The following is a 26007-nucleotide window of genomic DNA, read 5'->3' as shown; positions in this document are numbered from 1 at the left end:
CCCCCGCAAGCCCCGCCTACCTTCGCTGCCGATGGATAGCCTGAGACAGAACAAGGTGAACAGCCTGCTCCTAAAGGAGATGGCTGCGGTATTCCAGCAGGAAGGGAGGGCGCTGCTGCCCGGCGGCCTCATCACCGTGACCGGCGTGCGCTGCAGCCCGGACCTGGGTGTGGCCAAGGTGTACCTCAGCCTCTTCCCGGTGAAGGACAAGTCCGAAGTGATGTCGCGCATCAAGGAGCAGAGCCACCGGTTGCGCGGAGCGCTCGGCGGCCGCATCGGCAAGCAGATGCGCGTGGTGCCGGAGCTGCTCTTCTACCTGGATGACTCACTGGACCGGGCAGAGGCCATTGACAAACTGCTGAAGGGATAGCGATGCAGTACGATCCGGTCAAGCGCCGCTTGGGGGTGGTGTTCAATCGCACCCCGGTGCTGCGCAAAATCTTCTATCAACTCCTCGACCTGCTGCTGCTGCGCTGCTGGCACATCCAGCGCGAGCTGCGCACCTGGATCGCGAAGCGAGAAGCGGATGGCAAGCCGATCACTGCCATCTACGATGCCGGCGCTGGCTTCGGGCAATACAGCTATTGGCTCAGCGGAAGGCTTCCGAAAGCAAGAATCACGGCCATCGATGTGAAGGACGAGCAGGTGGCGGATTGCAACGCCTTCTTCCAGCGCATCGGCAGGCCACAGGTGAAGTTCGAAGTGGGCGATGTGACCAAGTTCCAGCAACCGGACACCTTCGACCTGGTGGTGTGCGTGGATGTGATGGAGCACATCCTAGAGGACGAAGCAGCGCTGCGCTGCTACAGCACCTCCTTGAAGGAGGGCGGCATGCTCATCATCAGCACCCCCAGCGACCAAGGCGGCAGTGATGTGCATGAGGAGGGCGAAGGCTCCTTCATCGAAGAGCATGTGCGCGACGGCTACAACATCGACGACATCAGAGCCAAGTGCCTGCGCAACGGCTTCAGCAAGGTGGAAGCACGATACAGCTACGGCGCCCCGGGCAAGATCAGCTGGAAGCTGAGCATGAAGTGGCCACTGCTGATGCTCGGCGTGAGCAAGGTCTTCTTCATCGTGCTGCCGTTCTACTACCTGCTGGCCTATCCCATCGCCTTCGTGCTGAACATGGCGGATGTGCGCATGAAGCACAGTACGGGGACAGGACTGGTGGTGAAGGCGTGGAAGTGATCGGACAATTGGTCAATCAGATACTCAGAGAGTGCCACTTTGAATGTCCACCGTGCTGTGATCATCCGATCAACTCATGCGCCGGTCGCCTGATCAATGAACCTCCCCCTCCTCTTCGCCCGACGCTACCTGCTGGCCAGGCGCAGCACCAACGCGATCAACGTGATCACGTGGATCAGCATCGTGGTGATCGCGGTGGTCACCGGCGCCATGGTGGTGGTGATGAGCGCCATGAACGGCATCGCCGAGCTGGTGGACCGCATCTACTCGCCCTTCGACCTCGACATCACCATCACGCCCGCCGAGGGGAAGACATTGGCGCGCGACTCCATCGACCTGGGCGCCCTGCTCGCGCGCGCCGATGTGGAGCAGGCCAGCTTCACCATCGAAGAGAACGTGCTGCTGCGCTGCGGCGACCAGCAGGCCGTGGCCACCCTCAAAGGCGTGGAGCCGCAATACCTCGCGATGTCCGACATGCAGCGGTATCTCTTCACCGGCAAAGCCGCGCTGGAGGGCGCGACCGGCCCAACGGCCATCCTCGGCCTCGCGCTGAAGGCTGACCTCGGCGTTCCAGAGGACGATGGCGTGTTCCAGCCGCTGGAGATCAGCGCTCCCATCCGAGGACGCAAGCTCAGCAAGTACAAGCAGGCAGCCTTCGAGCAGGCGGCCGTTGCGCTCAGCGGCGCCTTCAGCATGAACATGGAGTACGACAGCAAGTACGCCGTGGTGCCCCTCGAACTCGCCGCTGAACTGCTCCACTACGACAGCGCCGCCAGCGCCCTTGAGCTGAAGCTGTTGCCAAAGGCCGACATGGACCGCGCGGCGAGTGAAATCGCCGCTGTGCTGGGCCCGCGCTACACCGTGAAGACCCGCTACCAGAAGAATGCGCTCATGTACCAGACCAACGCCACTGAGAAGCTCGTGGCCTTCGTTGTGCTCACCTTCATCGGATTGATCGGCGCGTTCAACGTGATCGCCTCGCTCACCATGATGATGATCGAGAAGAAGGAGGACATGCGCACCCTGATGAGCATGGGTGCCGAAGCGAGCACGGTGCGCCGCATCTTCCTTCACGAAGGACTATTGATCGTCTTCGCGGGCGCCGCGATCGGCCTCGCGCTGGGCGTGGGCATCGTGCTGGCGCAGCAGCGCTTCGCCTTCGTGGAAATGGCTGAGGCGATGACCGATTCGTTCCCGGTGAAGCTCGTGGGCGGCGACCTGCTGCTGATCACGGCTACGGTGCTCGCCATCGGCTTGCTGGCCACATGGGTGCCTCTGCGCGCACTGAGCCGCAGGTTCCTTTACGCCACGGCGGCAAGGGTGTAGCTCGAGATCACCTCATCAAGGATCTCCTCGATCACCACCGGGTCCTTCTCCGTGCACAAGCGCAATCGCACTTCCTTCACATTCGGAAGCCCCTTCAGGTAGTTGCCGTAGTGGCGCCGCATCTCCACCACGCCTTCCCACGCGCCTTTCCAGGCCAAGGAACTCCGCAGGTGCTGGCGCGCGGCTTCCACGCGATCGGCAACGCTGGGTTGCGGCAGGTGCGCGCCAGTGGCGAGGTAGTGCTTGATCTCGTTGAATATGAACGGGTGGCCGATGCTCGCGCGGCCGATCATCACGCCATCCACACCGTAGCGGTTGCGCTGCTCAAAAGCTCTCTCCGGGCTGTCGATGTCGCCGTTGCCGAAGATCGGGATGCGCATGCGCGGGTTGTTCTTCACGGCGCCGATGAGCGTCCAATCCGCAGGGCCCTTGTACAGTTGAGCACGCGTGCGGCCGTGGATGCTCAGGGCCTGGATGCCCACATCCTGCAGGCGCTCGGCCACCTCCACGATGTTCTTGCTCTTATCGTCCCAGCCCAGGCGCGTCTTCACGGTCACAGGCAGCTTCACGGCCTTCACCACCTTCTCGGTGAGTCGCACCATCTTGTCCACATCGAGCAGCAGGCAGGCGCCTGCGCCCTTGCTCACCACCTTGTGCACAGGGCAGCCATAGTTGATGTCGATGAGGTCGGGCTTGGCCGCCTCGGCGATGCGCGCGGCTTCTTCCATCGCGTCCTCGCTGCCGCCAAAGAGCTGGATGCCGATGGGCCGCTCGGCCTCGAAGATGTCGAGCTTCTTGAGGCCTTTGGCGGCCTGGCGGATGAGGCCCTCGCTGCTGATGAACTCGGTGAACATCAGGTCGGCCCCGTGCTGCTTGCACAGCGCGCGGAAGGGCGGGTCGCTCACGTCCTCCATGGGCGCGAGCAGCAGCGGGAATTCCGGTAGTTGGATCGGGCCGATGCGGGGCATGGATGAAGATCCGCGAAGGTAGGGGCGTCGAATTCGACGCCCCTACCTTCGCGGCCCTCATCACTCACCATGAAATTCGGCACCAAAGCCATCCACGCCGGCGTGGAGCCCGACCCCACCACGGGCGCCATCATGACGCCCATCTACCAGACCAGCACCTACGTGCAGGCCGCTCCGGGCGATCATAAGGGCTACGAGTACAGCCGCACGCACAACCCCACGCGCACCGCGCTGCAGAACGCGCTGGCCGCGCTCGAGAACGGCACGCACGGCCTCTGCTTCAGCAGCGGCATGGCCAGCATCGACGCCATCATTAAATTACTCAAGCCCGGTGATGAGGTGGTGAGCACCAACGACCTCTACGGCGGCACCTACCGGCTCTTCACGAAGATCTTCGAGGGCTTCGGCGTGAAGTTCAGGTTCGTGGACATGGGCGTCCTGAAGAACGTGGAAGACGCGATGTCCTCGAACACGAAGCTCATCTGGGCCGAAACGCCGACCAACCCGCTGCTTCGCATCATCGACATCGCCGGCCTGAGCGCCATCGCGAAGAAGCACGGCTGCCTGCTGGGCATGGACAACACCTTCGCAAGCCCCTACCTGCAAACGCCGATCGATCTCGGCGCCGACATCGTGATGCACAGCGTGACGAAGTACCTCGGCGGCCACAGCGACGTGGTGATGGGCGCGCTGGTAGTGAAGGATGCGCAGCTCGCCGAGAGACTGGCATTCATCCAGAACAGCAGCGGCGCCACGCCCGGCCCGCAGGATTGCTTCCTCGTGCTGCGCGGATTGAAGACCCTGCACCTGCGCATGCAGCGTCATTGTGAGAACGGCAAGGCCGTGGCGGAATGGCTAGCGAAGCATCCGAAGGTGGACAAGGTGTACTGGCCCGGTTTCCCGACGCATGCGAACCATGCGGTCGCTGCGAAGCAGATGCGCGGCTTCGGCGGCATGATCAGCTTCACGCTCAAGGGCGACAACATGGCTGACGCCACACGCGTGCTCAGCAGCACCAGGCTCTTCTCACTGGCCGAGAGCCTCGGCGGCGTGGAATCGCTCAGCGGTCACCCCGCGAGCATGACGCACGCGAGCATCCCGCGTGAGGAGCGCCTGAAGAATGGGCTGGCCGACACGTTGATCCGGTTAAGCGTTGGCCTTGAGGACGCAGAGGACCTGATCGCCGACCTCGAGCAGGCGCTTCACTGATCAGCGCGCGCATCCCGCTGCTCCCGCTCCTTCCGGGCGAGGGAGAGGTAGATGGCCTTGACGCGCTCAAGGTCCTCCTCATCGAGTTCCTCCAGGTCGAGCAGGGCGTTGTTCGCCTCATGCTGTACCCGGATGAGCTCGTCGAGCTTGATCTGCAGCGCTTCCGTATCGCGGTTCTGGGTGTTCTGGATCAGGAACACCATGAGGAAGGTGAGTATGGTGGTGCCGGTGTTTATCACCAATTGCCAGGTGTCGCTGTAACCGAACAGCGGCCCGGTTACCGCCCATGAGATGATGAGCACGAGGGCGAGTATGAAGGTGAAGGGCCGGCCTGTGATGAGCGACACCCGCTTCGCGAAGCGCGAGAATGGGGAATGGACGATGGGGGGCATAGTGCTTTTATGAGCGGTGAAGATCGCGAAACGCCACCATGCTGCGGCCTAGATTCGGGCGCCATGAAAGACCTCCTGCACGATCCCCGCTTCGCCGTGAACGAACCCGGCTCCTTCAGCTTGAAGAGCCACTTGTGCGATCTCCCGAAGGAAGCCGACAAGAAGGAGCTGAAAGAACGGCTGGAGAAGGACCGCGCGCGCATCGCCGAGCAGCAGGACGTGCTCTACGCAGTTGGCAAGCACGCCGTCCTGCTCATCTTCCAAGCCATGGATGCGGCCGGCAAGGACAGCTGCATCCGCCACGTGATGAGCGGCGTGAACCCGCAGGGCGTGCGCGTCTGGAGCTTCAAAGCGCCGAGCTCGTTAGAGCGAAGCCACGATTTCCTCTGGCGCCATTCCCAGGCAGTGCCCGAGCGTGGCCACATCGGCATCCACAACCGCAGCCACTACGAAGAGGTGCTCGTAACGCGCGTGCATCCGGAGTTCATCCTGGCGCAGAACATCCCGGGCATCGCATCCGTGAAGGACATCGACATCGCCTTCTGGGAATCGCGCTACGCGGCCATCCGAGCCTGGGAGAAGCAGTTGGCCGAGAGCGGAACGGTGATCATGAAGTTCTACCTGCACATGAGCCGCGCAGCGCAGAAGGAGCGCTTCCTCGAGCGCATCGACGACCCGGCTAAGAACTGGAAGTTCAATGCAGGTGATGTGAAGGAGCGCGGGCACTGGAACGCTTACATGCACGCTTACGAGCAGGCCATCCGCGCCACTGCGGCATCGCACGCGCCCTGGTACATCGTGCCCGCTGATGACCAGTGGGAGACGCGCGCCATCGTGGGCCGGCTGGTGCGTGAGCGCATGGAAGCCCTTGACCTGAAGCATCCTGCACTCGATGAAGCGGCGCAGGCAGAATTGGAAGCCATGCGCAACACGCTCGCCGCTGAGAAGGGCTGACCTTAGTGCGCCAGCACCCGAGCGGTGAATGAGCGCTGCTCGTCGAGCACGGTCACCATCAGGATCCCGGCAGCATGCACCGGTAGCGGGATCGACCCAAGCTCACCGAGAAATCCTGTGTTGAGGAGCAGCCGGCCGGTCGCATCGGTGATGCAGACCTGTTTGTTTTCCGACCACTCATGCGTCGTTCGGATCAAGATGCCATCGCTCGTGCAACTGACCGAGGCTTCCGTGGGTGATCGAGCTTCAATCGAGGTGGCAAGGCATCCATTCACCAGCGCTTCGAAATCCTCCAGCGCGATGGTCTCGGTTGCGCCCTCGGTGAAGAGCGGACCGCTCACCACGCCATTGCTGTAGCCGAGCCAGTAGATGCCGCACACGGGCAGCTGGTAATGTTCCGGGGCCTCGAACTGGCTGGCGCCGCAGAACATGTTGCCCGCCAGATCGCATGGCTTGATCCCCCAAAGCACCGTATCGCCGTATTCCACCCAGCCGTTGTACGTGCGGCACAGGAAGCCGCAATCGCCCCAGACCCGGATGATCTCGTCGGCCGCCAGGCCGCCTCGGAAATCCTGGATCACCTGCAGGTCCACGCCATACTCCACGGTGGCCAGCTTCACGCCCAGCACCACGTGATCTGGAATTACCCAATCTGGTGGGAACGTGCCCGGAAACGGTTGCATGGTCTCGCAGAACGTTGATGGACCGAAGCAGGAGCACGCCTCAAGAGGTGACGGCACAAGGAGCAGCGAAAGGCCGAAGAGCAGAGTCCGGTTCCACATGGCGGTATTTTCAACGAAGATGAGACCAGGGCCGGCTCCTTCCGCTCGCGCATGGCGGGGTCGTTCAGGGATCCCCATGACGCACGGACTATTTTCGCGGCCCTTTGCACCTTCCATGTACCGTACGCACACCTGTGGCGAACTCCGCCTCGCCGATTCCGGAAAGACCGTCACCCTCGCCGGATGGGTGCAGCGCGCCCGCGATCTCGGGGGCATGACCTTCGTGGACCTGCGCGACCGCTTCGGCATCACGCAGCTCAGCTTCAATGCGGAGCGCGATATGGGGCTGTGCGAGCAGGCCCGACAATTGGGTCGGGAATTCGTGGTGCAAGCCACCGGCACGGTGCGCGAACGCGAGAGCAAGAACACCAACCTCTCAACCGGCGAGGTCGAGCTGATCGTCACCGGGATGAAGGTGCTCAACAGCGCCAAGACCCCGCCCTTCACCATCGAGGAGGAGACCGACGGCGGCGACGAGCTGCGCATGAAGTACCGCTACCTGGACCTGCGCCGCGCCAACATCCGCCGCAACTTCGAGCTGCGACACCGCATGGCCATCGAGGTGCGCAACTACCTCAGCGCGCAACAATTCCTCGAGGTGGAGACGCCCGTGCTGATCAAGAGCACCCCGGAGGGCGCGCGCGATTTCGTGGTGCCCAGCCGCATGAACCAAGGGGAGTTCTACGCGCTGCCGCAGAGCCCGCAGACCTTCAAGCAATTGCTGATGGTGGCCGGCTTCGACCGCTATTTCCAATTGGTGAAGTGCTTCCGCGACGAGGACCTGCGCCAGGACCGGCAGCCGGAATTCACGCAGATCGACCTGGAGATGGCCTTCGTGGAGCAGGAGAATGTCCTGGGCCTTGTCGAGGGCCTGGCCAAGCATCTCTTCAAGGCCGTGCATGGCCTGGAGTCCAATGAGCCTTTCCCGCGCATGACCTACGCCGAAGCCATGCGCGACTACGGCTGCGACAAGCCCGATCTGCGCTTCGGGATGAAGTTCCACGAACTCGGGGACCTCGGCCAAGGGAAGGGCTTCAAAGTCTTCGACGATGCTGAACTCGTTGTTGGCATCAAGGCCGAAGGCTGCGCTGGCATGGAGCCGCAAGCAGACCGATGCGCTCATCGAATTCGTGAAACGCCCGCAGATCGGCGCCACGGGCATCGTGTTCATGAAGTGGACCGACGAAGGCCTGAAGAGCACCGTGGACAAATTCTTCACGGCCGACCAGCTCGCTGGCTGGGCCGAACGTTCCGCCATGAAGCAGGGCGACCTGCTCTGCATCATGGCGGGCCGCCGGGAGAAGACGCTGAAGCAATTGAACGAACTGCGCCTCCACCTCGGCGATCTGTTGAAGCTCCGGGACCCGAAGGTCTTCAAGCCGCTCTGGGTCGTTGATTTCCCGCTGCTGGAGCATGACGAGGAGAGCGGCCGCTGGCACGCGAAGCATCATCCCTTCACAGCGCCCAAGCCGGAGGACGCGCACAAGCTGGAGAGCGACCCCGGAAGCGTGAACGCGAACGCCTACGACCTGGTGATCAACGGCACCGAGATCGGCGGCGGCAGCATCCGCATCCACGAGCGTGAATTGCAGGAGCGCATGTTCCGGGTGCTGGGGTTCACGGATGAGGACGCCCGCTACAAGTTCGGCTTCCTCATGGATGCCTTCGAGTACGGCGCGCCACCGCATGGCGGCTGCGCCTTCGGCTTCGACCGCTGGGTGGCGCTCTTCGGCCACCGCACCGACATCCGCGAGTTCATCGCCTTCCCCAAGAACAACGCTGGCCGCGATGTGATGATCGATGCGCCGAGCCGGATCGATGACATCCAATTGAAGGAGCTGGGGATTGAGGTGAAGTCCTGACATTCGCTGTCATGGACCCCAACGACGAGCGCTTCCTCCGCGAAGCCATCGCCCTTGCACGTGCCGGCATGGACCGCAACGAGGGCGGCCCCTTCGGATGCGTGGTCGTGAAGGACGGTGAGATCATCGGCAGGGGCAATAACAAGGTCACCAGCAGCAATGACCCCACGGCGCATGCCGAGGTGGTGGCGATCCGCGAAGCGTGTCAAGCGATCGGCTCCTTCCAGCTCGAAGGCTGCACGCTCTACACCAGCTGCGAGCCCTGCCCCATGTGCCTAGGCGCCATCTACTGGGCGCGTCCCTACCGCATCGTGTTCGCCGCCACGCGCGCCGATGCCGCCCAGGCCGGCTTCGATGACCAATTGATCTACGACGAGCTGCCGCTTCCTGCTGAACAACGCCGAATCGCCACTGAGGCGAACGTGCTCCGCCACGAGGCTCTGGCGGTGTTCAAGGAGTGGATGTCGAAGCCGGACAGGACCGTGTACTGACCCGCATGCACGCTCTCATCATCCTGAAATCCGTTCTACTCCCGCATGGCCTTGCCCTTCTCGCGTGGCTGGTGGTCGCCATTGTATCCCGTTGGACGCAGTACAAGAAAGATCAGCAACTGCATGCGCAACTGATGCAGGAACTGTTGTTCTACAGACGATTGGACCATCGCCACCAAAGGCGATTCCGCGATCGCGTGCGCGCTGTGGTTGAGGACAAGGAGTTCATCGGGCGCAGCATCGAGGTAACGCCTGCCGTGCAGAACAGCCTCGCCGCCTCACTCGTGCAGCTCACCTTCGGCCTGCATCTCACCACGCTCGCGCATTTCACGCGCATCATCGTTTATCCCGACCGATACCGGTCGCGCATCGGGCAAACGGACCATGTCGGCGAAGTGAATCCCGGCCTTCGCGCCATCGTGATATCGTGGAAGCGCTTCTGCGAGGACAACCATATCACCGATGACGGACGGAACCTCGGCCTGCATGAAATGGCGCACGCGCTCTGGTTCGAGGACCGAACGGGCAACCAGGACCTGATCAGGCTGGACAAAAGGCTGATGGCCCGCTGGCGGGAGTTGGCGAAGGCCGAGGCTGCCCGCATCCATGCCGGCAACAGCAGCCTCTTCAGGGACTACGCAGGCACCAATCAGGAGGAGTTCTTCGCGGTGGCCGTGGAGTACTTCTTCGAGCAGCCGGCCGAATTCAGGCAGGCGCTGCCGGAGCTCTACGCGACCATGGCCGGGCTGCTGAAGCAGGATCCGGCGAAAGGCGTTTCGCCTAACGGGACCTCCACGGCCCGTTGATGCCCATCAGCGAGACCGCCAACGGAAAGCCCCGCTGCTCGCGGGGCTTTCCTGTTGGCCGACCAGGGCTCGAACCTGGACTCTTCTGAACCAAAATCAGACGTGTTGCCAGTTACACCATCGGCCAATACAGCCCTTTTTCCAAGGGCGGCGCGAAAGTAGGGTGATGCGGGAACTCCACCAAACCAGACATCCTGCAACGCGGATGCGGAATGGTACTTTCGCCGCTTCGCGAACGAACCGCTGCTCATGGACTATAAGAAGCTCAATATCATCACCGGCTGGGTGGTGTTCCTGATCGCCGCGTGGACCTACATCACCACCATCGAGCCCACAGCGAGCTTTTGGGACTGCGGCGAGTTCATCGCCACGGCCTATAAGCTGGAAGTGGGCCACCCGCCCGGGGCGCCGTTGTTCATGATCCTGGGCCGTGTGGCCAGCTCGTTCGTGGGCCCGGAGAACGTCCCGATGGCCATGAACATCATGAGCGCCTTGGCCAGCGCCTTCACCATCCTGTTCCTGTTCTGGAGCATCACGCACATGGCGCACAAGCTGGCTTTGCGCGATGGCCGGGAGCTCACCATGGGCGCCGTCTACGCCATACTCGGCAGCGGGGCAGTGGGCGCACTGGCCTACACCTGGAGCGACAGCTTCTGGTTCAGCGCGGTCGAGGGCGAGGTATATGCGCTCTCGAGCTTCTTCACCGCCATCGTGTTCTGGGCCATCCTCAAATGGGAGAGCGTGGCCGACGAGGCGCACAACATCCGTTGGCTCATCCTCATCGCCTATCTCATGGGCTTGAGCATCGGCGTTCACCTGCTCAACTTGCTCTGCATCCCGGCCATCGCCTTCGTGTACTACTTCAAGCGCTACCCGGTGACCCCCTGGGGCGTGGTGCTCACGTTCGTGGTATCGGCGGTGATCCTGGGCACCATCCAGGCCGTGATCATCCCGGGCCTGGTGAAGATGGCGGGCTGGTTCGAACTGCGGTTCGTGAACGGAATGGGCCTGTCGTTCAATTCCGGCGTGCTGGTGTATGCCCTGCTCTTGATCGGTCTTGTCACCTGGGGCCTGATCTGGACGCAGCGCCGCGGCCAGGTGCTCTGGAACACCGTGATCCTGGGCGTGGCCGTGATCCTGGTGGGCTACAGCAGCTACGCCATGATCGTGATCCGCTCCGTGGCCAACCCGCCCATTGATGAGAACAACCCCGAGAACGTCTTCAACCTGCTCAGTTACCTGAATCGCGAGCAGTACGGCGATCGCCCGCTCTTGATCGGCCAGTTCTGGGACAGCCCCTACAGCAGCGAGCGCAAGGATGGAACGCCCGTGCATACCGCCACCTACGTGGTGGAGAAGAATGGGAAGCCGGTGCAGAAGTTCTACGACCGCTGGAGCGCGAATCATTTCGTGGAGCAGAACCCCGGCCACACGATACGCCACGAGTACATCGTGACCGATCCGCGGAAGGGTTCCGAAGTGGTTTACGAGCCCCAGTTCACCATGATGTTCCCGCGCATGTACAGCAGCAGTCCGAGCCACATCTCGGCCTACAAGAGCTGGAGCGAGTTCAAGGGCGTGCCTATGCGCGGCACCGATCGCCAAGGCCGTCCGACCCGGATCCTCAAGCCCACGCAAGGCGAGAACCTCCGCTACTTCTTCGCCTACCAGCTCGATTGGATGTATTGGCGCTACTTCATGTGGAATTTCGCCGGGCGCCAGAACGATGTGCAGGGCCATGGCAGCATCATGGACGGCAACTGGCTCACGGGCATAAAGACCATTGATGCGCAGCGCTTGGGCAACCAGGATCAGCTCCCATCGAGCCTCACGCTGAACAAGGCCCTTAATCGCTACTACTTGCTCCCGCTGATCCTGGGCCTCATCGGCTTCGTGTACCAATTGCTCCGGCACGGCCGCGATTGGAGCGTGGTGATGCTGCTTTTCTTCTTCACCGGCGCGGCCATCGTCATCTACTTGAACCAGACTCCTTACCAGCCCCGCGAACGGGACTACGCCTATGTCGGCTCCTTCTATGCCTTCGCCATATGGATCGGCTTGGGCGTGTTCGCGCTCTACGATGCCGCTCGCGGCTTCGCCATGCGCGATCTCGGGATCGTAGCAGCCAGTGCGGTCGGCCTTGGCGCACTGAAGTACATCGTGGAGGGCATCGCTGGGGACCATCATGCCGTATCGTACATCCTGTTCTACATGGCGGTGGTGGGCGTAGGCGCGGTGGCGCTCTTCGCTCTGCTCGGCCGCTTCTTGCGGTCCGATGCTGCCCACGGCCTGCTGGCTCCGATCGCGGGCCTTGCCGTTCCAGCGATCATGGTTGCTGACGGGTGGGATGACCACGACCGAGGCAACCGCTATCCTGCCCGCGACCTCGCCAGCAACTACCTCCAGAGCTGCGCGCCGAATGCGATCCTGTTCACTAACGGAGACAACGATACCTTCCCGTTGTGGTACGCCCAAGAGGTGGAGAACATCCGCACCGATGTGCGCGTGGTGAACCTCAGCCTGCTGAACACCGATTGGTACATCGATCAGATGCGGCGAAAAGCCTACGACAGCGACCCCGTGCCCTTCTCCATCCCGCCCGAGAAGTACCGCCAAGGAACGCGCGATGCGGTTTACCTGGTTCCGCGCGAGGAGAAGAACGGACCGGCCATGGACCTGCGGAAAGCCATCGCCTACGCGATCAACGACAAGACCATGCAAAGCGCAGGTGGCGACCGCTACGCGATCCTGCCCGCCGATGCTTTCACGATCCCGGTGGACCGCGAGCAAGTGCTGGCGAACCAAGTGGTGGAGCCCAAGGACACCGCCCGGATCGTGGATGCCATCACCTGGCGCATCAACCGCAGCGCGGTGATGAAGAATCATTTCATGGTGCTGGACCTGCTGGCCAACAACGATTGGACCCGGCCCATCTACTTCGCCGTTACCACCGGCCCCGACAGCTACATCGGCTTGCAGGACCACTTCCAATTAGAGGGCCTCACCTACCGCGTGGTGCCCTTGGTAACGCCCAGCGATCCTCGCACCGGCAGTGCGGGCGTCGTGGCCACCGAGCGCATGTTCAGAACGGTCACCGAGAACTTCCGCTGGGGCAACATGGAGACTGAGGGCGAGATCTACCTCGACGAGAACATCCTGCGGATGACCACCAACCTGCGCTTGCAGCTGAGCGCCTTGGCCGAGGAACTCATCGCCGAAGGACGAACCGAGGACGCCCGCACCATCCTCGACCTGAGCATCAACAAGATGCCCGACCGCAACGTGCCGTTCGACCGCGTGCTGCTGCCCACCGTGGAGGCCTACTACGCCATCGGCGAAACGGCCAAGGGCAATGCAGTCGCCGAGCGCCTCTTCACGATCATGGAAGAGAATCTCACCTGGTTCTCGAGCTTGGAGCCGCGCTTCTACGGACCGCTCTCCAAAGAAGCGGACATCACGCATGCGGTGATGGGCAGGCTGGCCGAGGTGGCCGCGAAGCAGGACAGCGCGTACGGCGGGAAGCTCGAAGCGCGATTCCAAGCCGCCGACGAGCTCTTCCGGATGAGCAAGGCCCAGCAGCAACGGAAGACGTCGCGCATGCGCTTCTGAACGGCCATGGTGCCTGTGAGGCCGCCCGCGCTGCTCCGCCTGTTCTGGCCGAGCCTGCTCTGGCGCATGCCCGCGCACCACCGCACGCTCTACCTCACATTCGACGATGGCCCGACTCCAGGGGTGACGCCATGGGTGCTCGACACGCTTCGCGAGCATGAGGCCCAAGGCACCTTCTTCCTCGTTGGCAGAAATGCCGAGCAGCACCCTGCCCTCGTGCAGCGCATCCGTTCAGAGGGCCACGCCATCGGCAATCACACCTACAGTCACCTGAACGGATGGCGCGCAACAGCGCATGACTACGCCGCCGATACGGACCTGGCGCAAGGCTTCACGGGCACGAGGCTCTTCCGGCCGCCTTACGGCCGAATCACGCGCCGGCAATCCGCCGAGCTCCGCAAGCGCTTCACCGTGGTGATGTGGGATGCGCTGAGCATGGACTTCGATGCGCGCGTGGCCCCTGAGGCATGTCTGCGCAATGTGCTGAAGCAAGCACGCGCAGGCTCCATCATCGTGTTCCACGACAGCCGGAAGGCCGAGATACGGCTGCGACATGCGCTGCCCCTGGCGCTTGAAGCGTGGCGTGAACAAGGCTATCGCTTCGCTGCGCTCCCCGAAATGGGCATCACTGCGCCACAGAGGTGACCACGTACTCGGTCCGGCGGTTCATGGCGTGCTCCTCTTCGGTGCACTGCACGCCAGGAACGCAGTGGTTCAGCAGACGGGAAGCACCGAAGCCGCGCGCTTTCACACGGTCCTTGCCGATTCCCTTCTGCGCGAGGTACGCGGCGATGGCGTCGGCCCGCTTCTGAGAGAGCTCCTGCTCTTCCTTCTGATCGCCCCTTGAATCCGCATGCACACCGACCTCGATGACCACGCCTGGATTGACGCCTAGCCGCTCCGCAAGCAGATCGAGCTCTGCGCGGGCGCGCGGATCGAGTTGCGAGCTCTTCTCGGCCCAACGGACATGCTTGAACGGAATGGGCTGCCCGACCGTGATGGGCTCAAGCACCAGCTCCCGCGCCTGACCAAGGTCAATCACGCCGCTGCGCATGCCGATGGTAGAGATCGGGATGCTCAGGCTGAAGTAGCCCGCCTTCTCCACAACCACCTCGAACTCTTCGTTCGTCTGCAGGCGCATGCTCACATCGCCACCGGCGCCCGTGAGGCGGCAATCAGAACTGAAACTGCTCAGGTTCACCGCGCACACCTTGGCGCCGCTCACGAATCCGGGACCATCCTTCTCGCGCAAGGCGCCTCGCAGCCAAACGCCCGCATCGGCCACGAGGTGGATGTCCCGCGAGGCAATCAGCTCACGCTCGATACCGGCGGTGTTCAAGTGCTGCTCGCCCTCGAAGCGGCCCTTCATCTGCGCCGTGATCCGGTACGTGCGGCCTTTCCGGACACTGAACGTGTACTCGCCCTTGGCATCGGTGGTGGTGGTGGCTGCCAAACCGCCATCGAGGTCGGACAGGCGGACCTCCGTGTCGGCTACGGGGACGTCGTGCTCGTCATCGATCACGCGGCCCGTGACAAGGAACCGCTCTTCCAACGGAGCGAGCATATCGAAGGCGAAGAGGTCATCGTCTCCTGCGCCGCCAGGCCTGTTGCTGGTGAAGAACCCGCGCTTGCCTGCGGCGTCGATGATGAAGGCGAAATCATCACGCGCGCTGTTCACGGGTGCTCCGAGATTCAAGGCACCGGAATAGCGGCCATCATCGCCGCGTGCCGCGCGCAGGACATCGAGCCCGCCGAGGCCCGGATGGCCGTTGCTCGCGAAGAACAGGCTGCCATCGGCCGTCACGAAAGGGAAGCATTCGTTGAAGGGGGTATTGATCGCAGGGCCAAGATTCTTCGGCTCGCTCCACTGCCCTTCGGTGAGCTCGCACAGGTAGAGATCGGTGCCGCCGTAACCGCCCGGCATGTCGCTGGTGAAGAACAAGAGCTTGCCGTCGGCTGAGAGCGCAGGGTGGGCGATGCTGACCTCGGAGTTGTTGTAGAGGAATTGCTCCTCCGAGCCATAGCCTGCTCCTGCACGGCTGGCGCGGAAAATGGCCAGGCGGCTCACGCCGCGCTGGCTGCGGCGCGCGCGGCCCTTATAGAAATTGTTCCGCGTGAACCAAAGCACATCACCCGATGCGCTGGCTGTTGCGGGCCCTTCGTGGTAGCGCGTGTTCACGGTGCCTCCCAGCAGGGCCACGTTCGCAAGGTCCCCGTTCTCGGTGACATCGGCGGTGAAGAGGTCAAGGAAGGGCTGCGCGTTCCAAGCGGCGCGCCGCTCGATCAAGCCTGTTCCCTGGCGCGAGCTGCTGAAGACCACGCGCTGCGGGCCGATCCACGCCGCAGCCAGATCCGCACCGCTGGTGTTGATGCTGACCCGTCGCACATTGAAGCGGTCCTGGTCCATTTGGAGCTTGCGCGCGAAGAGGGCGATGTTGCTGCGGCGCTCAACCCCTTCGGCCTCGATCAAGGCGAGGTAGCGGTCCATCCACAGCTCGGCTTCCTCATAACGCGCGTTCGCCTTGAGCGCTTCAGCATAATGGTAAAGGTCGATCGGTTCCCGGTTCAGGAACTTCACCACGACAGCGTACCAGCGCTCGGCCTCGGCCATGTCGCCGAGCCTTGTGCTGCAGATGGCCAGGCGCTTGGTCACGTGCTCGTTCACGGCGCCGAGCTCAGCGGCCGTGCGATAGAGCTCAGCTGCGCGCGCATAGGCCATCTGCGCGTAGTACCGATCCGCCTCGCGCACGTAGGGGTCCGCATTGCGCTGCGATAGCAATGGGCCGGATAAGCCGATCAGCAGGAGCGTGAGCAGGATCGCGCGCATGGGTTCAGAAGTAGCGCGGCGAGGAGGCCCGTCCGGTGAAGAAGCGCAGGTCGTAATTGAGCATGAGCTCGTGCGTCCCAGCGTTGTATGCGCCGATGCGCGTGGTGGTGAGGTCGAACGCGTAGCCGATGCGCAGCTGGTCGTTCACCTGGTATTGCCCGAGCACGCCGAAGGCATTGCCAAGGCGGTACATGGCGCCCAGCCAGATGCGCTCACGGAAGAGGAAGTTCGCATTCACATCCACCGAGAGCGGCGCTCCTTGCACCATGCGCAGCATCATCGAGGGCTTGAACTTCACGCTGCGGTCGATATCAAGCACATAACCGGCTGCGAGGAACCAATGCCTGCGCTCCACCGCGGTCACGATGCCCGCTGCGGGTATCGCGTCGATCTCGTTCTGCAGCAGCTTCGGTGCACTGATGCCGACATAGTAGGCAGGTGAATGCCAGAAAAGGCCGAAGCCGAAGTTGGGCAGCCACTTCCCTTGCACGCTTGCATTGGCGGCATCGGGATCAACAGTGGCCAACGTGGCCAGATCGGCTTGATAGAGGTTGGCGCCGCCCTTCAGGCCGAAGGCAAGACGAGTGTCCTTGCCGGTGCGGATACGGTAGGCGTAATCGCCATAGAAGCCCGTCTGCCGCGTAGGGCCGATCCGATCATTGAGCACCGAGAGGCCCAGCGCCATGCTCTCCTTCTTCAGCGGCGTGTGAGCTAGCAGGGTCTGCGTGCTGGGCGCGCCCGCGAAGCCCACCCATTGGTGGCGGCTCAGCGCCATCGCCGTGAAGATATCCGCGCTGCCCGCATAGGCCGGGTTCACCGCCAGCATGTTGAACATGTACTGGCTGTACAGCGGGTCCTGCTGCGCATAGGATGCGCGCATGACGATGAGCGCAAGGGCAAGAACGGCTATGCGGATGAGGCTCCTCATCGGTTCAGGTAGATGAAGCCCGTGAGGGCATCCTTGCCGTTGCCCAGATCGAGCACGTAGAAGTAAGTGCCTGCGGGCGCCTCGCCCTGCGCGGTGCTGCCATCCCACACCACTGCTTTGTTGTCGTAGGCCGAAGCCTCGTAAAGCTCAGCGCCCCAGCGGTTGAAGATGATGATGCTGTTGCTCGGGAATCCTTCGATGCCAGGGATCACGAAACGGTCGTTGGTGCCGTCTCCGTTGGGCGAGAAGCTCTCTGGCACGAACACATCGTTGGCGAAGTCGCAAGGGGTGGCTCCAGTGATGCGCACTTCGGAGCAGCCGTACTGATCGCGCACGAAAGCCTCGAAATCCTGACCGGTGAGCAGCGGCTCGCTGGTGAAGGTGAATGGTGCCGATGCGCTGATGCTCCCTGTGAGGCCGATCACTTCATAGGTGGCGGCATCGCCTTCCGTGATGGTGAAGGTGACGACATAGGTCCGGTCACGCGTGATGCACTCGCGCTGCACATCGCCCACCTCAACCCCGCCCACCACGTTCACGCTCACCTGAGCCGCAGCCGGCGCACACCCGGGTACGGTCACGGTGTAGCTATAGGCATAGGTGCCCGGATCGATGCCCGTTGTATTGAGCGTACCGCCCGATAGGCCGCCGGACCCATTTACATCCTGCCAGATTCCACCGGCTTGCGGAGATCCTTGCAGCCCAGCGATGAGGTCGAGCGCCTGCACCGTATCGCACGCGAGCAAAGTGCCATCCGACCCGGCATCAGGCGGTTCATTCACGCTGATGCCCACGACAGCGCTCGCGTCGATGCAAGGTGCGGTGCCAGCAACCGTGTAGGTGTAATTGCCTGGCGCATGCGTGCCGGGGATGAAGAAATCGCCGTGAGCTTGCCCGCTCGGGTTGGTCCAGCTTCCATCAACATCGGGATTGCCGGCGAGTTGACTGAAGAGATCGACGGTGCTCGATGTGCTGCAGAGCGTGAGGTTCGCACCGGTGCCCGCCACGGGATAAGGCGCCGCCGTGACGCGCACAACGGCCGTGACCAAGCCGCAAGCGGGGTCGTTGATAGTGTAGGTGAAGGGGAACTGCCCGCCGGTGGGCAACAAGCTCGGATTCAAGATGCCATCAGGGCCAAGCGCTCCGGTTCCGAATCCATCGGTCCATGAACCGCCCGTCTGCGGGCTACCGCTCAAAGCGGTGAAGAGGTCGAAGGCCGTGAGGTTGCCGCAAACCACAACGATGCTATCGCCGCCAGCTGCGCCGCCAACGCCCACATCGACGGTGATGGTGGCCACGGAAGTCGTGCAAGGCGAGATGCCCGCTACCGCATAGCTGAATGGCCAGCTTCCATTGCCGGCTTGGGAGGGATTGAAGCTGTTGCCATCGAATGCGCCCGAACCGTTCACATCCTCCCAGATGCCGCCAGCCTGTGCCCCCGCCCCAAGCGCAGCGAAGAGCTCGATGTCGGTTTGCGACAGGCAGGCCTGAAGGGTATCACTGGTCCCGGCGTTGGTGGCGGGATTCACCGCGAGCACGAGCGTTGCGCTGGCATTGGGGCAAGGGGCGTCGCCAACAACGGTGTAGAGGTACTCGCCCGGCAGATCAGTCGCCGGATCGAAGTTCTCACCGTGCGGCACGTTCCCTCCAGTCACATAAACCCACGAACCGCTGGCTGCGGGCTGCCCCCCCAATAGGGTCCGCATCAATACGGAAGCTCCGTTGCTGCACAGTGCCACGGCGGCATCGGTTCCTGCATTCGGCGCTTGCGGTTCGGCCACCACAACCGTGGCGGTAGCATTCGGACAGGGGTTGTTGCCGAGCACGGTGTACACATAATTGCCAGGCGAGTCGATCTGAGGGTTGTACACGCCGCTATGGCCTACTGCTGGCACCACGGAGGTGTATTGCCAACTGCCGCCAGCTTGCGCATTCGGCCCAAGCAGACCGAAAAGGTTGACAGGCCCATCGGTGGAGCAGATCGAGAATGGGGTGCTCAGGCCGGCATTCGAGGCCGGCGTGACGGTCAGCTCAACCGTGGCCGTATCAGCAGGGCAGATGCCACCGCCGCCCACTACGTAATGGAACACCCCGGATCCATTGCCTGGGAAATAGGTGGCTGGAATCGCGACCCAGTTCTGGTTGAACCATTGGCCGCCGGCATCCGGCCCGCCCGAAAGGCCATTGCCAAGATTGATCGGAGCGCTGATCGAACAGGATGACAACTGGTTGCCCACGCCTGCCCAAGGCCCGTCGAGCACCTCAATCGTCACACGGGCGGTATCACCCACGCATTGCGGCAGCGATGGGAGCACGTAATCGAATCGCCAAGTGCTACCGCCCGCAACGGCGCTGGTGTTGAAGATGAAGCAGCCATTCACGCCCGAAGCGTTGTCCACATTCACGAAGCAGCCGCCTGCTTGCGGGGATCCGCCCAGCAGTGCGAACAGGTCGAGCACATCGCCGCGGCAGGCTTGCAAGGAACTATCGCCGCCCGCATCAAGCGCTGTGACGATGCCGAGGCTCACGGTTGCGCTCGTGGCCGGGCAAGGCCCATCGGCAGCATGCGCATACGTGAATGCGCAGCCTTGGCCGGCGACCAAGGTGCTCGCATCGAAGATCCCTCCATTGAGCAAGCCGAGGCCGCAGTTGTTGCTCCAGACCCCTCCGGGCGTGTAGCCGCTCAGGCCATCATACAGGTCGATGCTCGTTGATCCTTCGCATGCCGTGATCGAACCACCAACGCCTGCAACTGCCTGATCCGTTATGGTGATCACCACCGTGGCGCTCTGGCTCGTGCAAGGGAAGACACCCGGAACCGTATACGTGTATTGCCCTTGCGCGGCCGTATCCGGATCGATCACTGGGCCGATGGGATCGTTGTTGTACGACCACGTGCCATTGCCATCGGGTGTGCCGCCCAGCAAGGCGATGAGCGCCACCGGACCTTGGCTGCTGCACAAGGGGCCGAGCGTGGAAATACCGGGATCCGGAGCTGCGCTCTCCAGCACATTCACGAATGCACTGTCATTGGAGCAAGGGCTCGTACCGAAAACCTTGTACTTGTACTGGCCGGCTTGCGAAACACCGGGCGTGTAGGTGCCCAAGCCGCTATGCGCAGCACCTGTTGGATCATACCAGGTCCCGCCAGGCTGCGGTGCGCCTTGCAGGAGATCGAAGAGCTCGATGGGCGGGGCGTTGCTGCACACGAGGGCGACACCGTTCCCGCCGGCATCAACGGCAGTGAATTGCTGCACCGTTATATAGGCCGAATCGGCGCCGCAACCGTTATTGCCCGGGACGCGGTACTTGTATGCGCCGCTCACATCGATGCCGGGCGAGAAAATCCCGGTGTGGGTGCCGCCTGATGGGTTGAACCATGCGCCGTTGGCATCCGGGGAGCAGGTCAGAAGATTGAACAGAAGGAAAGGCGGCGCGCTGCTGCAGGTGGTTGTCAGCGAATCGCAGCCCGCAGTCGGCTGGGCATGGATGGTGACTGCGACCACCGCCGAATCTTTCGGGCATCCACCGGCAGCCGCATGGCGGTACACGTAATTGCCCGACTGATCAATGCTCGGCAGCACGGTGCCCGAATGAGGCGTGACGCTATTGAAGAACCACTGACCGCCGGCCATCGCGGTTGGCCCAAGCAGCGGGAAGAGCGGCGTGGCGCCATCCGTCTCGCACAACGATATACTCGTTCCCGCACCGGCCTCCCGGAAAGGCGTGATGGTGACGGTGAGCGTTGCAGTGGCCACCGGGCAGCTGCCCGTGCCCATCACCACGTATTCGTAGGTGCCTGGCAAGCTCGTACCCGGCGAGAAGACCTGGCTCACGCTGGCGGTGCTCGGCAATGGACCGCGCCATGTTCCGCCCAAGGCTGGATTGCATCCGAGGAACAGGCGCATGTCGAACGCACCGTCGTTGGAGCATTTCGTGACTGCGCCATTGCAGCCTGCATTGCCGGGAATGCCAACGGCTACGGTGACCGTGCTCGATGCTGAGCCGCAGCTATTCGTCACCGTGTAGGTGTATAAGCCGGGAGCACTCACCCCGGGCGTGAAGGAGCCACTGAATGGCGGATTGCCTGACGATGCAGGGCCCACCCATGTACCGAAGGGATCGGGCGAGCAGCCCAAGTAGTTGAAGAGATTCACTGTGGGGCCTCCGGTGCAGAGTGAGGCCGGGCCTGGGCAACCTGCGTTCGGCGCAGGGTCCACGAAAACACTCACGAGGGCGGTGTCGTTCGAGCAAGGTGCATCGCCCGTAACGACATACAGATAATCCCCGGGCGCGCTCGATCCGGGGGTGAAGATCCCAGAAGGGTGAGGCACCAAACCAGGTGCGAGCCAGAAGCCGTTGTTGTCCGGATTGCAGGTCAGGCCGGAGTAGAGCAGGAAGGGCGGAGAGTTAGTGCAGGTGCTCACGGATGCGTTGCAACCTGCATTCGCGGTTGTGGTCACGCTTACCGTGAGAGATGCAGAGACCAAGGTGCAGGGCGGCGTGCCCGCGACCCTGTACTCATAGACGCCCTGCGCATCGAGCCCCGGCGTGAAGGTCGATCCGTGCGGTTGGTTGTTGAAGAACCATTGCCCGCCAGCATCAGGGGTCCCATTGAGCGCGGCCGTCATGTTGAAGGCCGGATCGCTGCTGCACAATTGCACGGAGTTGGGCTCGCCCGCCACTGGACCATCCTCCTCGGTCACAGTCACCGACGCGAACACCGTGGTGCAAGGCGGGCCTTGGTTGAAAACGTAGAAGAACGTTCCGGGATCATCCATCGATGGGACGTAAGAGCCGCTGAACGGCGCGCCGTTGGGGCTGTTTCGCTTCCATTGACCGCCGACCTGCGGATTGCAGCCGAGGTAGGCGAAGAGCCCCTGGGCCGATTGCACCGTGCTGCAGAACACCGCCGTGCCATTGCATCCCGGATTCTGGGCCGCAGTCACGCTCACAGTCACCGTTGCTGAATCAGCGGTACAGCTCAGAGCGCCTGTGAGACGGTAACGGAACTGGTAGCTGCCCGGGGCTGCAACGAGCGTGGCGTTGAAAACCTGTCCATCCAGCGCCCCAGTCGAGTTGAGATCAATCCATTGCCCACCCGGCTGCGGATTGCCGCCCAAGCCATTGAATAGGATCACCGAGCTGTTGCTGCTGCACGCGGGCAGCGTGCCGTTGGTGCCCGCATCGAGCAGGGCCACGATGATCACATCCACATGCGCATGGTCGGCAGCGCAACTGCCGATTCCCGGCACGTCATATCGGAACTCGTAGGTGCCCGGCGGCAGGCTTCCACAATTGAAGAAGTTGCCGCTGAGCTGGCCCGTGGGAGCACCCTGTTCGGTCCACGATCCATTCAGATCGAAGGTGCCCGTGAGCACGGTGAACAGATCCACGCTCGCCGTGCCTTGGCAAACCGTGATGCTGCCATCGCCGCCTGCGTTGGGCGCAGGGTTGACCGTGACGTTTATTGTTGAGGTGGCATCGGTGCAGGGCGCGGTGCCCTGAACGGTGTACACGTAGTCACCCGAAGCATCGGTCGCGGGATCCAAGAAACCCGAATGCGCACCGCCCGGCCCGCTCCATGTTCCACCGTTGTTCGGAGTGCCACCGAGTTGCAAGAAGAGGTTCACCTCCCCTTGGTTGCTGCAGCGTATGAGTGATCCGCCAGTGCCGGGGTTCGGCGCGGTGGTCACGCTCACCGTCACCACGGCGCTTGCCGCCAAGCATGGGGTCTGGCCCGACACCGTATAGGTGTAGCCGCCAGGTGAGCTCTGCCCGGGGGTGAATGTGCCGCTGTGCGCGGTGCCGTTCGGACGCGTCCAACTGCCACCGGCATCCGGATTCCCGCCGAGCACATCGATCAGCTCGAAAGGCGCATCGTTGCTGCAGACCACCGTTGAAGCGTTGGTTCCTGCATTGGGCGCTTGGTTCACGTTCACCGTTACGAAGCCGGTGTCGTTCACGCATGGCGACGTGGCGAGCACTACGTACTTGTAGGTGCCCGGCGAAGTGGTGCCTGGCGTGAATGTGCCGGAGACAGGCTGGTTCGCGGCATCGAGCCAGAAGCCCGTGCCATTCGGATTACCGCCGAGCGCGCCCAACATTCCGAAGGGCGCATTCGTGCTGCACACGGTGATGGTCCCATTCACGCCGGCATTGGGCGCGATCACACGGTTCACCTGCACGACGGCACTCAAGGGACCGCATGGGCTGTCGCCCTGCACGGTGTACGTGTAGTTGCCGCCCGCTTGCGCGCCTGGCTGATAGATGCCGTTATGCGCGCCACCTCCGGGAGCTGTCCATGTGCCGCCGGTTTGCGGATCGCCACCAAGCAGGCCGAATAGATCAACGGCTGCGTCGCTGCTGCACACCGTTATGCTCCCGTTGGTTCCGGGAACCGGCGGGGCAACCACGTTCACGGTGACGGTGGCTGTTGCGGGTACGCATGGCGCCAGGCCGGTAACGGTATAAGTGTAAACGCCCGGCGCGCTCGTTGCGGGATCGAAGGTCCCACCAATGGCTCCACCGCCCGGCGCGGTCCACGTGCCGGTGGCGTCAGGCGAGCCGCCGAGCACGCCGAAGAGGCTGAACGAAGCATCGTTGCCGCAAACGGCGATGCTGCCATTCGTGCCCGCGTTGGGCGCCGGATTCACGTTCACCGTGATCGTTGCTGCGGCATTCGCGCAAGGCGCCAGACCGAGCACGGTGTATGTGTACGCGCCCGGCAGGTCGCCAGCAGGGTCGAAGGTGCCGTTGTGCGTACCGCCTGGTCCGGTCCACGAGCCGCCTCCATCCGGATTTCCCGAGAGCAGCGCGAAGAGGTTCACATCAGGATCGTTCGAGCAGAGCGTGATGCTGGAGCCATTCCCCGCGTTCGGCGCGGTGTTCACCGACACGTTCACCGTTGCGGTGCTTGGTGCGCACGGCGGCAGGCTCGTGACCGTGTAACTATAGAGGCCAGGCAAACTGCTGCCCGGGGTGAAGCTGCCTGAATGCGGGTTGTTCATTGGGTCCCGCCAGGAGCCACCTACGTTCGGGCTGCCGCCCAAGGCCGTGAAAAGGTTGAAGACGCCATCTGTGGAGCAAAGCGTGATGCTGCCATTGGTTCCCGCATTCGGCCGCTGGTTCACCGTGATCGTGAGCGTCGCTGAAGCATTGGCGCACGGTCCAGCGCCAGCCGCAGTGTACACGTACGCCCCAGCAAGGTCATTCGCCGGATTGAACTGATCTCCATGAGCGCCTCCCGGACCCACCCAGCTCCCACCGCCGTCGGGCGTTCCGAGTAATTGCGCTACCATGCTGAAAGGCGCATCGTCGCTGCATACCGTTATGCTGCGCGATTGGCCGGCATTGGGCGCAGTGGTCTGCAGCACCGTTACTGTGCTCACGGCCGATGGACAAGGCGGCGCACCGGGCACCGTATAGGTGTACACACCGGGCGTTGAAGTGCCAGGGGTATAGGTGCCCACTACAGGCCCACCGCCTGGACCGGTCCAGGCACCAGTGGGCTGAGGACCGCCGCCGAGCACGCTGAACAGCTGGAATGCAGCATCGTTGCTGCAGACACTGATGCTGCCGCTGGTGCCCGCATTGGCCGGCGTGTTCACCGTGACGATCACCGAGGCTGAGGCACTTGCGCAAGGCGAGGTGCCAGTGACCGTATAGGTGTACGTGCCTGCTGGATCAGAAGCCGGGTTGAATGTGCCGCTATGCGCTCCGCCCGGACCGGACCAGGTTCCGCCGGGATCGGGCGATCCGCTGAGGAAATTGATCAGCGCAGCTGAAGTACCGGTCGCACAGAAGGTGGCCGTTCCATTCGTGCCCGCATTCGGCGCAAGCACCTTGGTCATGGACACCGTGGCGCTGGCATCCGGACAAGGGGCGACGCCCGGATGCGTGTAGGTGTAAACGCCGCCGGGATCGGTGCCCGGAACGAAGGTTCCGCTATGCGGCGCACCGCCAGGGGCGGTCCATGTCCCGCCGGGATCAGGCGTGTTTCCGAGCAGGCTGAAGAGATTCACATTCGCGCCGTTCGAGCAAACGGTGCTATTGCCGTTGGTGCCTGGCCATGGCGTGGTGACGATGCGCGCGAACCAGCCCGTTGCCGTTCCGCCGATGTCGCTGCGCCAACGGAAGGTGAGGCAGCCCGAGGCATCGGCGCTGGTGAAGGTGAGGCCGGCGAGTGAATTCGCGCTGGTGCCCGTATTCAGCAAAAGGCCAGCGATGCCCACGCCATCGAAGACCTCGAGCTGATCTCCCGGAGGCGGACCGCCTGCCACATTCCACGAGATGAACCGGACGGAGGTGAATGGACCGGAGCCCGCGCCACCGGCCGGGCAGATGGTCACGGTCACGTCTTCGTTGTTGCCGTAGTTACCGCCGCCGCCGCCCGAATCGTAGAACTCACCTGTGCAAGAATCGAATTGCTGGTCCTGATCCGCGATGCACACCTGGCTTGAGGCGCCCATGGCCCCAAAGAGCAGCATGGCTAGGAGCATCAGGCGCGCGGTCATGCCGGATAGGAAGATAGAGGTGCCCAAAGGAGTGCCCAGCCGTTTCGCGAAAAGGGGCCGCAAAGTACGGCAGTATAGCCCGACAGGGTCAAGCAAAGGCGCGTCGCTCTAAGGCATATCGACCATGGGGCGCAGGCTATCGACGA

General features: G+C 62.9%; 15 protein-coding genes, 1 tRNA gene and 1 pseudogene. 10 read left to right on the top strand and 7 right to left on the bottom strand.

The window, feature by feature from the left end; genetic code table 11:
• Positions 1–31 precede the first annotated feature (31 nt).
• The 3 genes from rbfA (at position 32) to IPK70_14915 (ending at position 2517) form a co-directional block, all read left to right on the top strand.
• Positions 32–370, top strand: a complete 339-nt coding sequence (gene rbfA, locus IPK70_14925) for a 30S ribosome-binding factor RbfA (protein ID MBK8228450.1) — start codon at positions 32–34, stop codon at positions 368–370.
• Positions 371–372: 2 nt separating this feature from the next.
• Positions 373–1191 (top strand): class I SAM-dependent methyltransferase, encoded by an 819-nt coding sequence (locus IPK70_14920; GenBank protein ID MBK8228449.1) that lies wholly within the window; start codon positions 373–375, stop codon positions 1189–1191.
• Between the two features lie 96 nt (positions 1192–1287).
• The gene (locus tag IPK70_14915) at positions 1288–2517 is read left to right on the top strand and encodes an ABC transporter permease (protein ID MBK8228448.1); all 1230 of its coding nucleotides are present in this window, start codon (positions 1288–1290) and stop codon (positions 2515–2517) included.
• On the opposite strand, the gene dusB is transcribed toward IPK70_14915, so the two are convergent.
• Positions 2493–3485, bottom strand: a complete 993-nt coding sequence (gene dusB, locus IPK70_14910; GenBank protein ID MBK8228447.1) for a tRNA dihydrouridine synthase DusB — start codon at positions 3483–3485, stop codon at positions 2493–2495. The genes IPK70_14915 and dusB overlap by 25 nt on opposite strands.
• Positions 3486–3554: 69 nt before the next feature.
• On the opposite strand from dusB, the gene IPK70_14905 reads away from it, so the two are divergent.
• A complete protein-coding gene (locus tag IPK70_14905) occupies positions 3555–4694 on the top strand; it encodes a cystathionine gamma-synthase (GenBank protein MBK8228446.1) in 1140 nt (379 codons plus the stop codon).
• On the opposite strand, the gene IPK70_14900 is transcribed toward IPK70_14905, so the two are convergent.
• The gene (locus tag IPK70_14900) at positions 4688–5086 is read right to left on the bottom strand and encodes a low affinity iron permease family protein (protein MBK8228445.1); all 399 of its coding nucleotides are present in this window, start codon (positions 5084–5086) and stop codon (positions 4688–4690) included. The genes IPK70_14905 and IPK70_14900 overlap by 7 nt on opposite strands.
• A gap of 63 nt (positions 5087–5149) precedes the next feature.
• On the opposite strand from IPK70_14900, the gene IPK70_14895 reads away from it, so the two are divergent.
• A complete protein-coding gene (locus IPK70_14895) occupies positions 5150–6040 on the top strand; it encodes a polyphosphate kinase 2 family protein (protein ID MBK8228444.1) in 891 nt (296 codons plus the stop codon).
• A gap of 2 nt (positions 6041–6042) precedes the next feature.
• Here the strand turns inward: IPK70_14895 and IPK70_14890 are convergent, their stop codons facing one another.
• A complete protein-coding gene (locus tag IPK70_14890; GenBank protein ID MBK8228443.1) occupies positions 6043–6822 on the bottom strand; it encodes a hypothetical protein in 780 nt (259 codons plus the stop codon).
• Between the two features lie 115 nt (positions 6823–6937).
• Between IPK70_14890 and aspS the strand changes: the two are divergent.
• From aspS to IPK70_14875, 3 genes and pseudogenes are all read left to right on the top strand, one after another.
• Positions 6938–8684 (top strand): annotated as a pseudogene (gene aspS / locus IPK70_14885) (aspartate--tRNA ligase).
• Between the two features lie 11 nt (positions 8685–8695).
• The gene (locus tag IPK70_14880; protein MBK8228442.1) at positions 8696–9175 is read left to right on the top strand and encodes a nucleoside deaminase; all 480 of its coding nucleotides are present in this window, start codon (positions 8696–8698) and stop codon (positions 9173–9175) included.
• Between the two features lie 5 nt (positions 9176–9180).
• A complete protein-coding gene (locus tag IPK70_14875; GenBank protein ID MBK8228441.1) occupies positions 9181–9981 on the top strand; it encodes a zinc-dependent peptidase in 801 nt (266 codons plus the stop codon).
• Positions 9982–10035: 54 nt separating this feature from the next.
• On the opposite strand, the gene IPK70_14870 is transcribed toward IPK70_14875, so the two are convergent.
• Positions 10036–10108 (bottom strand) — tRNA-Gln (locus IPK70_14870).
• A gap of 122 nt (positions 10109–10230) precedes the next feature.
• Between IPK70_14870 and IPK70_14865 the strand changes: the two genes are divergently transcribed.
• The gene (locus tag IPK70_14865; protein MBK8228440.1) at positions 10231–13590 is read left to right on the top strand and encodes a DUF2723 domain-containing protein; all 3360 of its coding nucleotides are present in this window, start codon (positions 10231–10233) and stop codon (positions 13588–13590) included.
• A gap of 6 nt (positions 13591–13596) precedes the next feature.
• On the top strand, positions 13597–14235 hold the full coding sequence (locus tag IPK70_14860) for a polysaccharide deacetylase family protein (GenBank protein MBK8228439.1): 639 nt from the start codon (positions 13597–13599) through the stop codon (positions 14233–14235).
• Here the strand turns inward: IPK70_14860 and IPK70_14855 are convergent.
• Genes IPK70_14855 through IPK70_14845 form a run of 3 tightly spaced genes read right to left on the bottom strand, consistent with a single transcriptional unit; the run spans position 14216 to position 25861 of the window.
• The gene (locus IPK70_14855) at positions 14216–16417 is read right to left on the bottom strand and encodes an OmpA family protein (protein ID MBK8228438.1); all 2202 of its coding nucleotides are present in this window, start codon (positions 16415–16417) and stop codon (positions 14216–14218) included. The two genes, IPK70_14860 and IPK70_14855, sit on opposite strands and share 20 nt — an antisense overlap.
• A gap of 4 nt (positions 16418–16421) precedes the next feature.
• Positions 16422–17345 carry a type IX secretion system membrane protein PorP/SprF gene (locus IPK70_14850; GenBank protein ID MBK8228437.1) on the bottom strand — a complete coding sequence of 308 codons (924 nt, stop codon included), beginning with the start codon at positions 17343–17345 and terminating at the stop codon, positions 16422–16424.
• Complete coding sequence (locus tag IPK70_14845; GenBank protein ID MBK8228436.1) at positions 17342–25861, bottom strand: gliding motility-associated C-terminal domain-containing protein; 8520 nt, start codon at positions 25859–25861, stop codon at positions 17342–17344. Before IPK70_14845 ends, IPK70_14850 begins: the two co-directional genes overlap by 4 nt.
• Between the last annotated feature and the right edge of the window lie 146 nt (positions 25862–26007).

The organism is Flavobacteriales bacterium, from assembly GCA_016712535.1.
Lineage (GTDB): Bacteria > Bacteroidota > Bacteroidia > Flavobacteriales_F > PHOS-HE28 > PHOS-HE28.
This window is presented reverse-complemented; position numbering and strand designations above follow the sequence as displayed.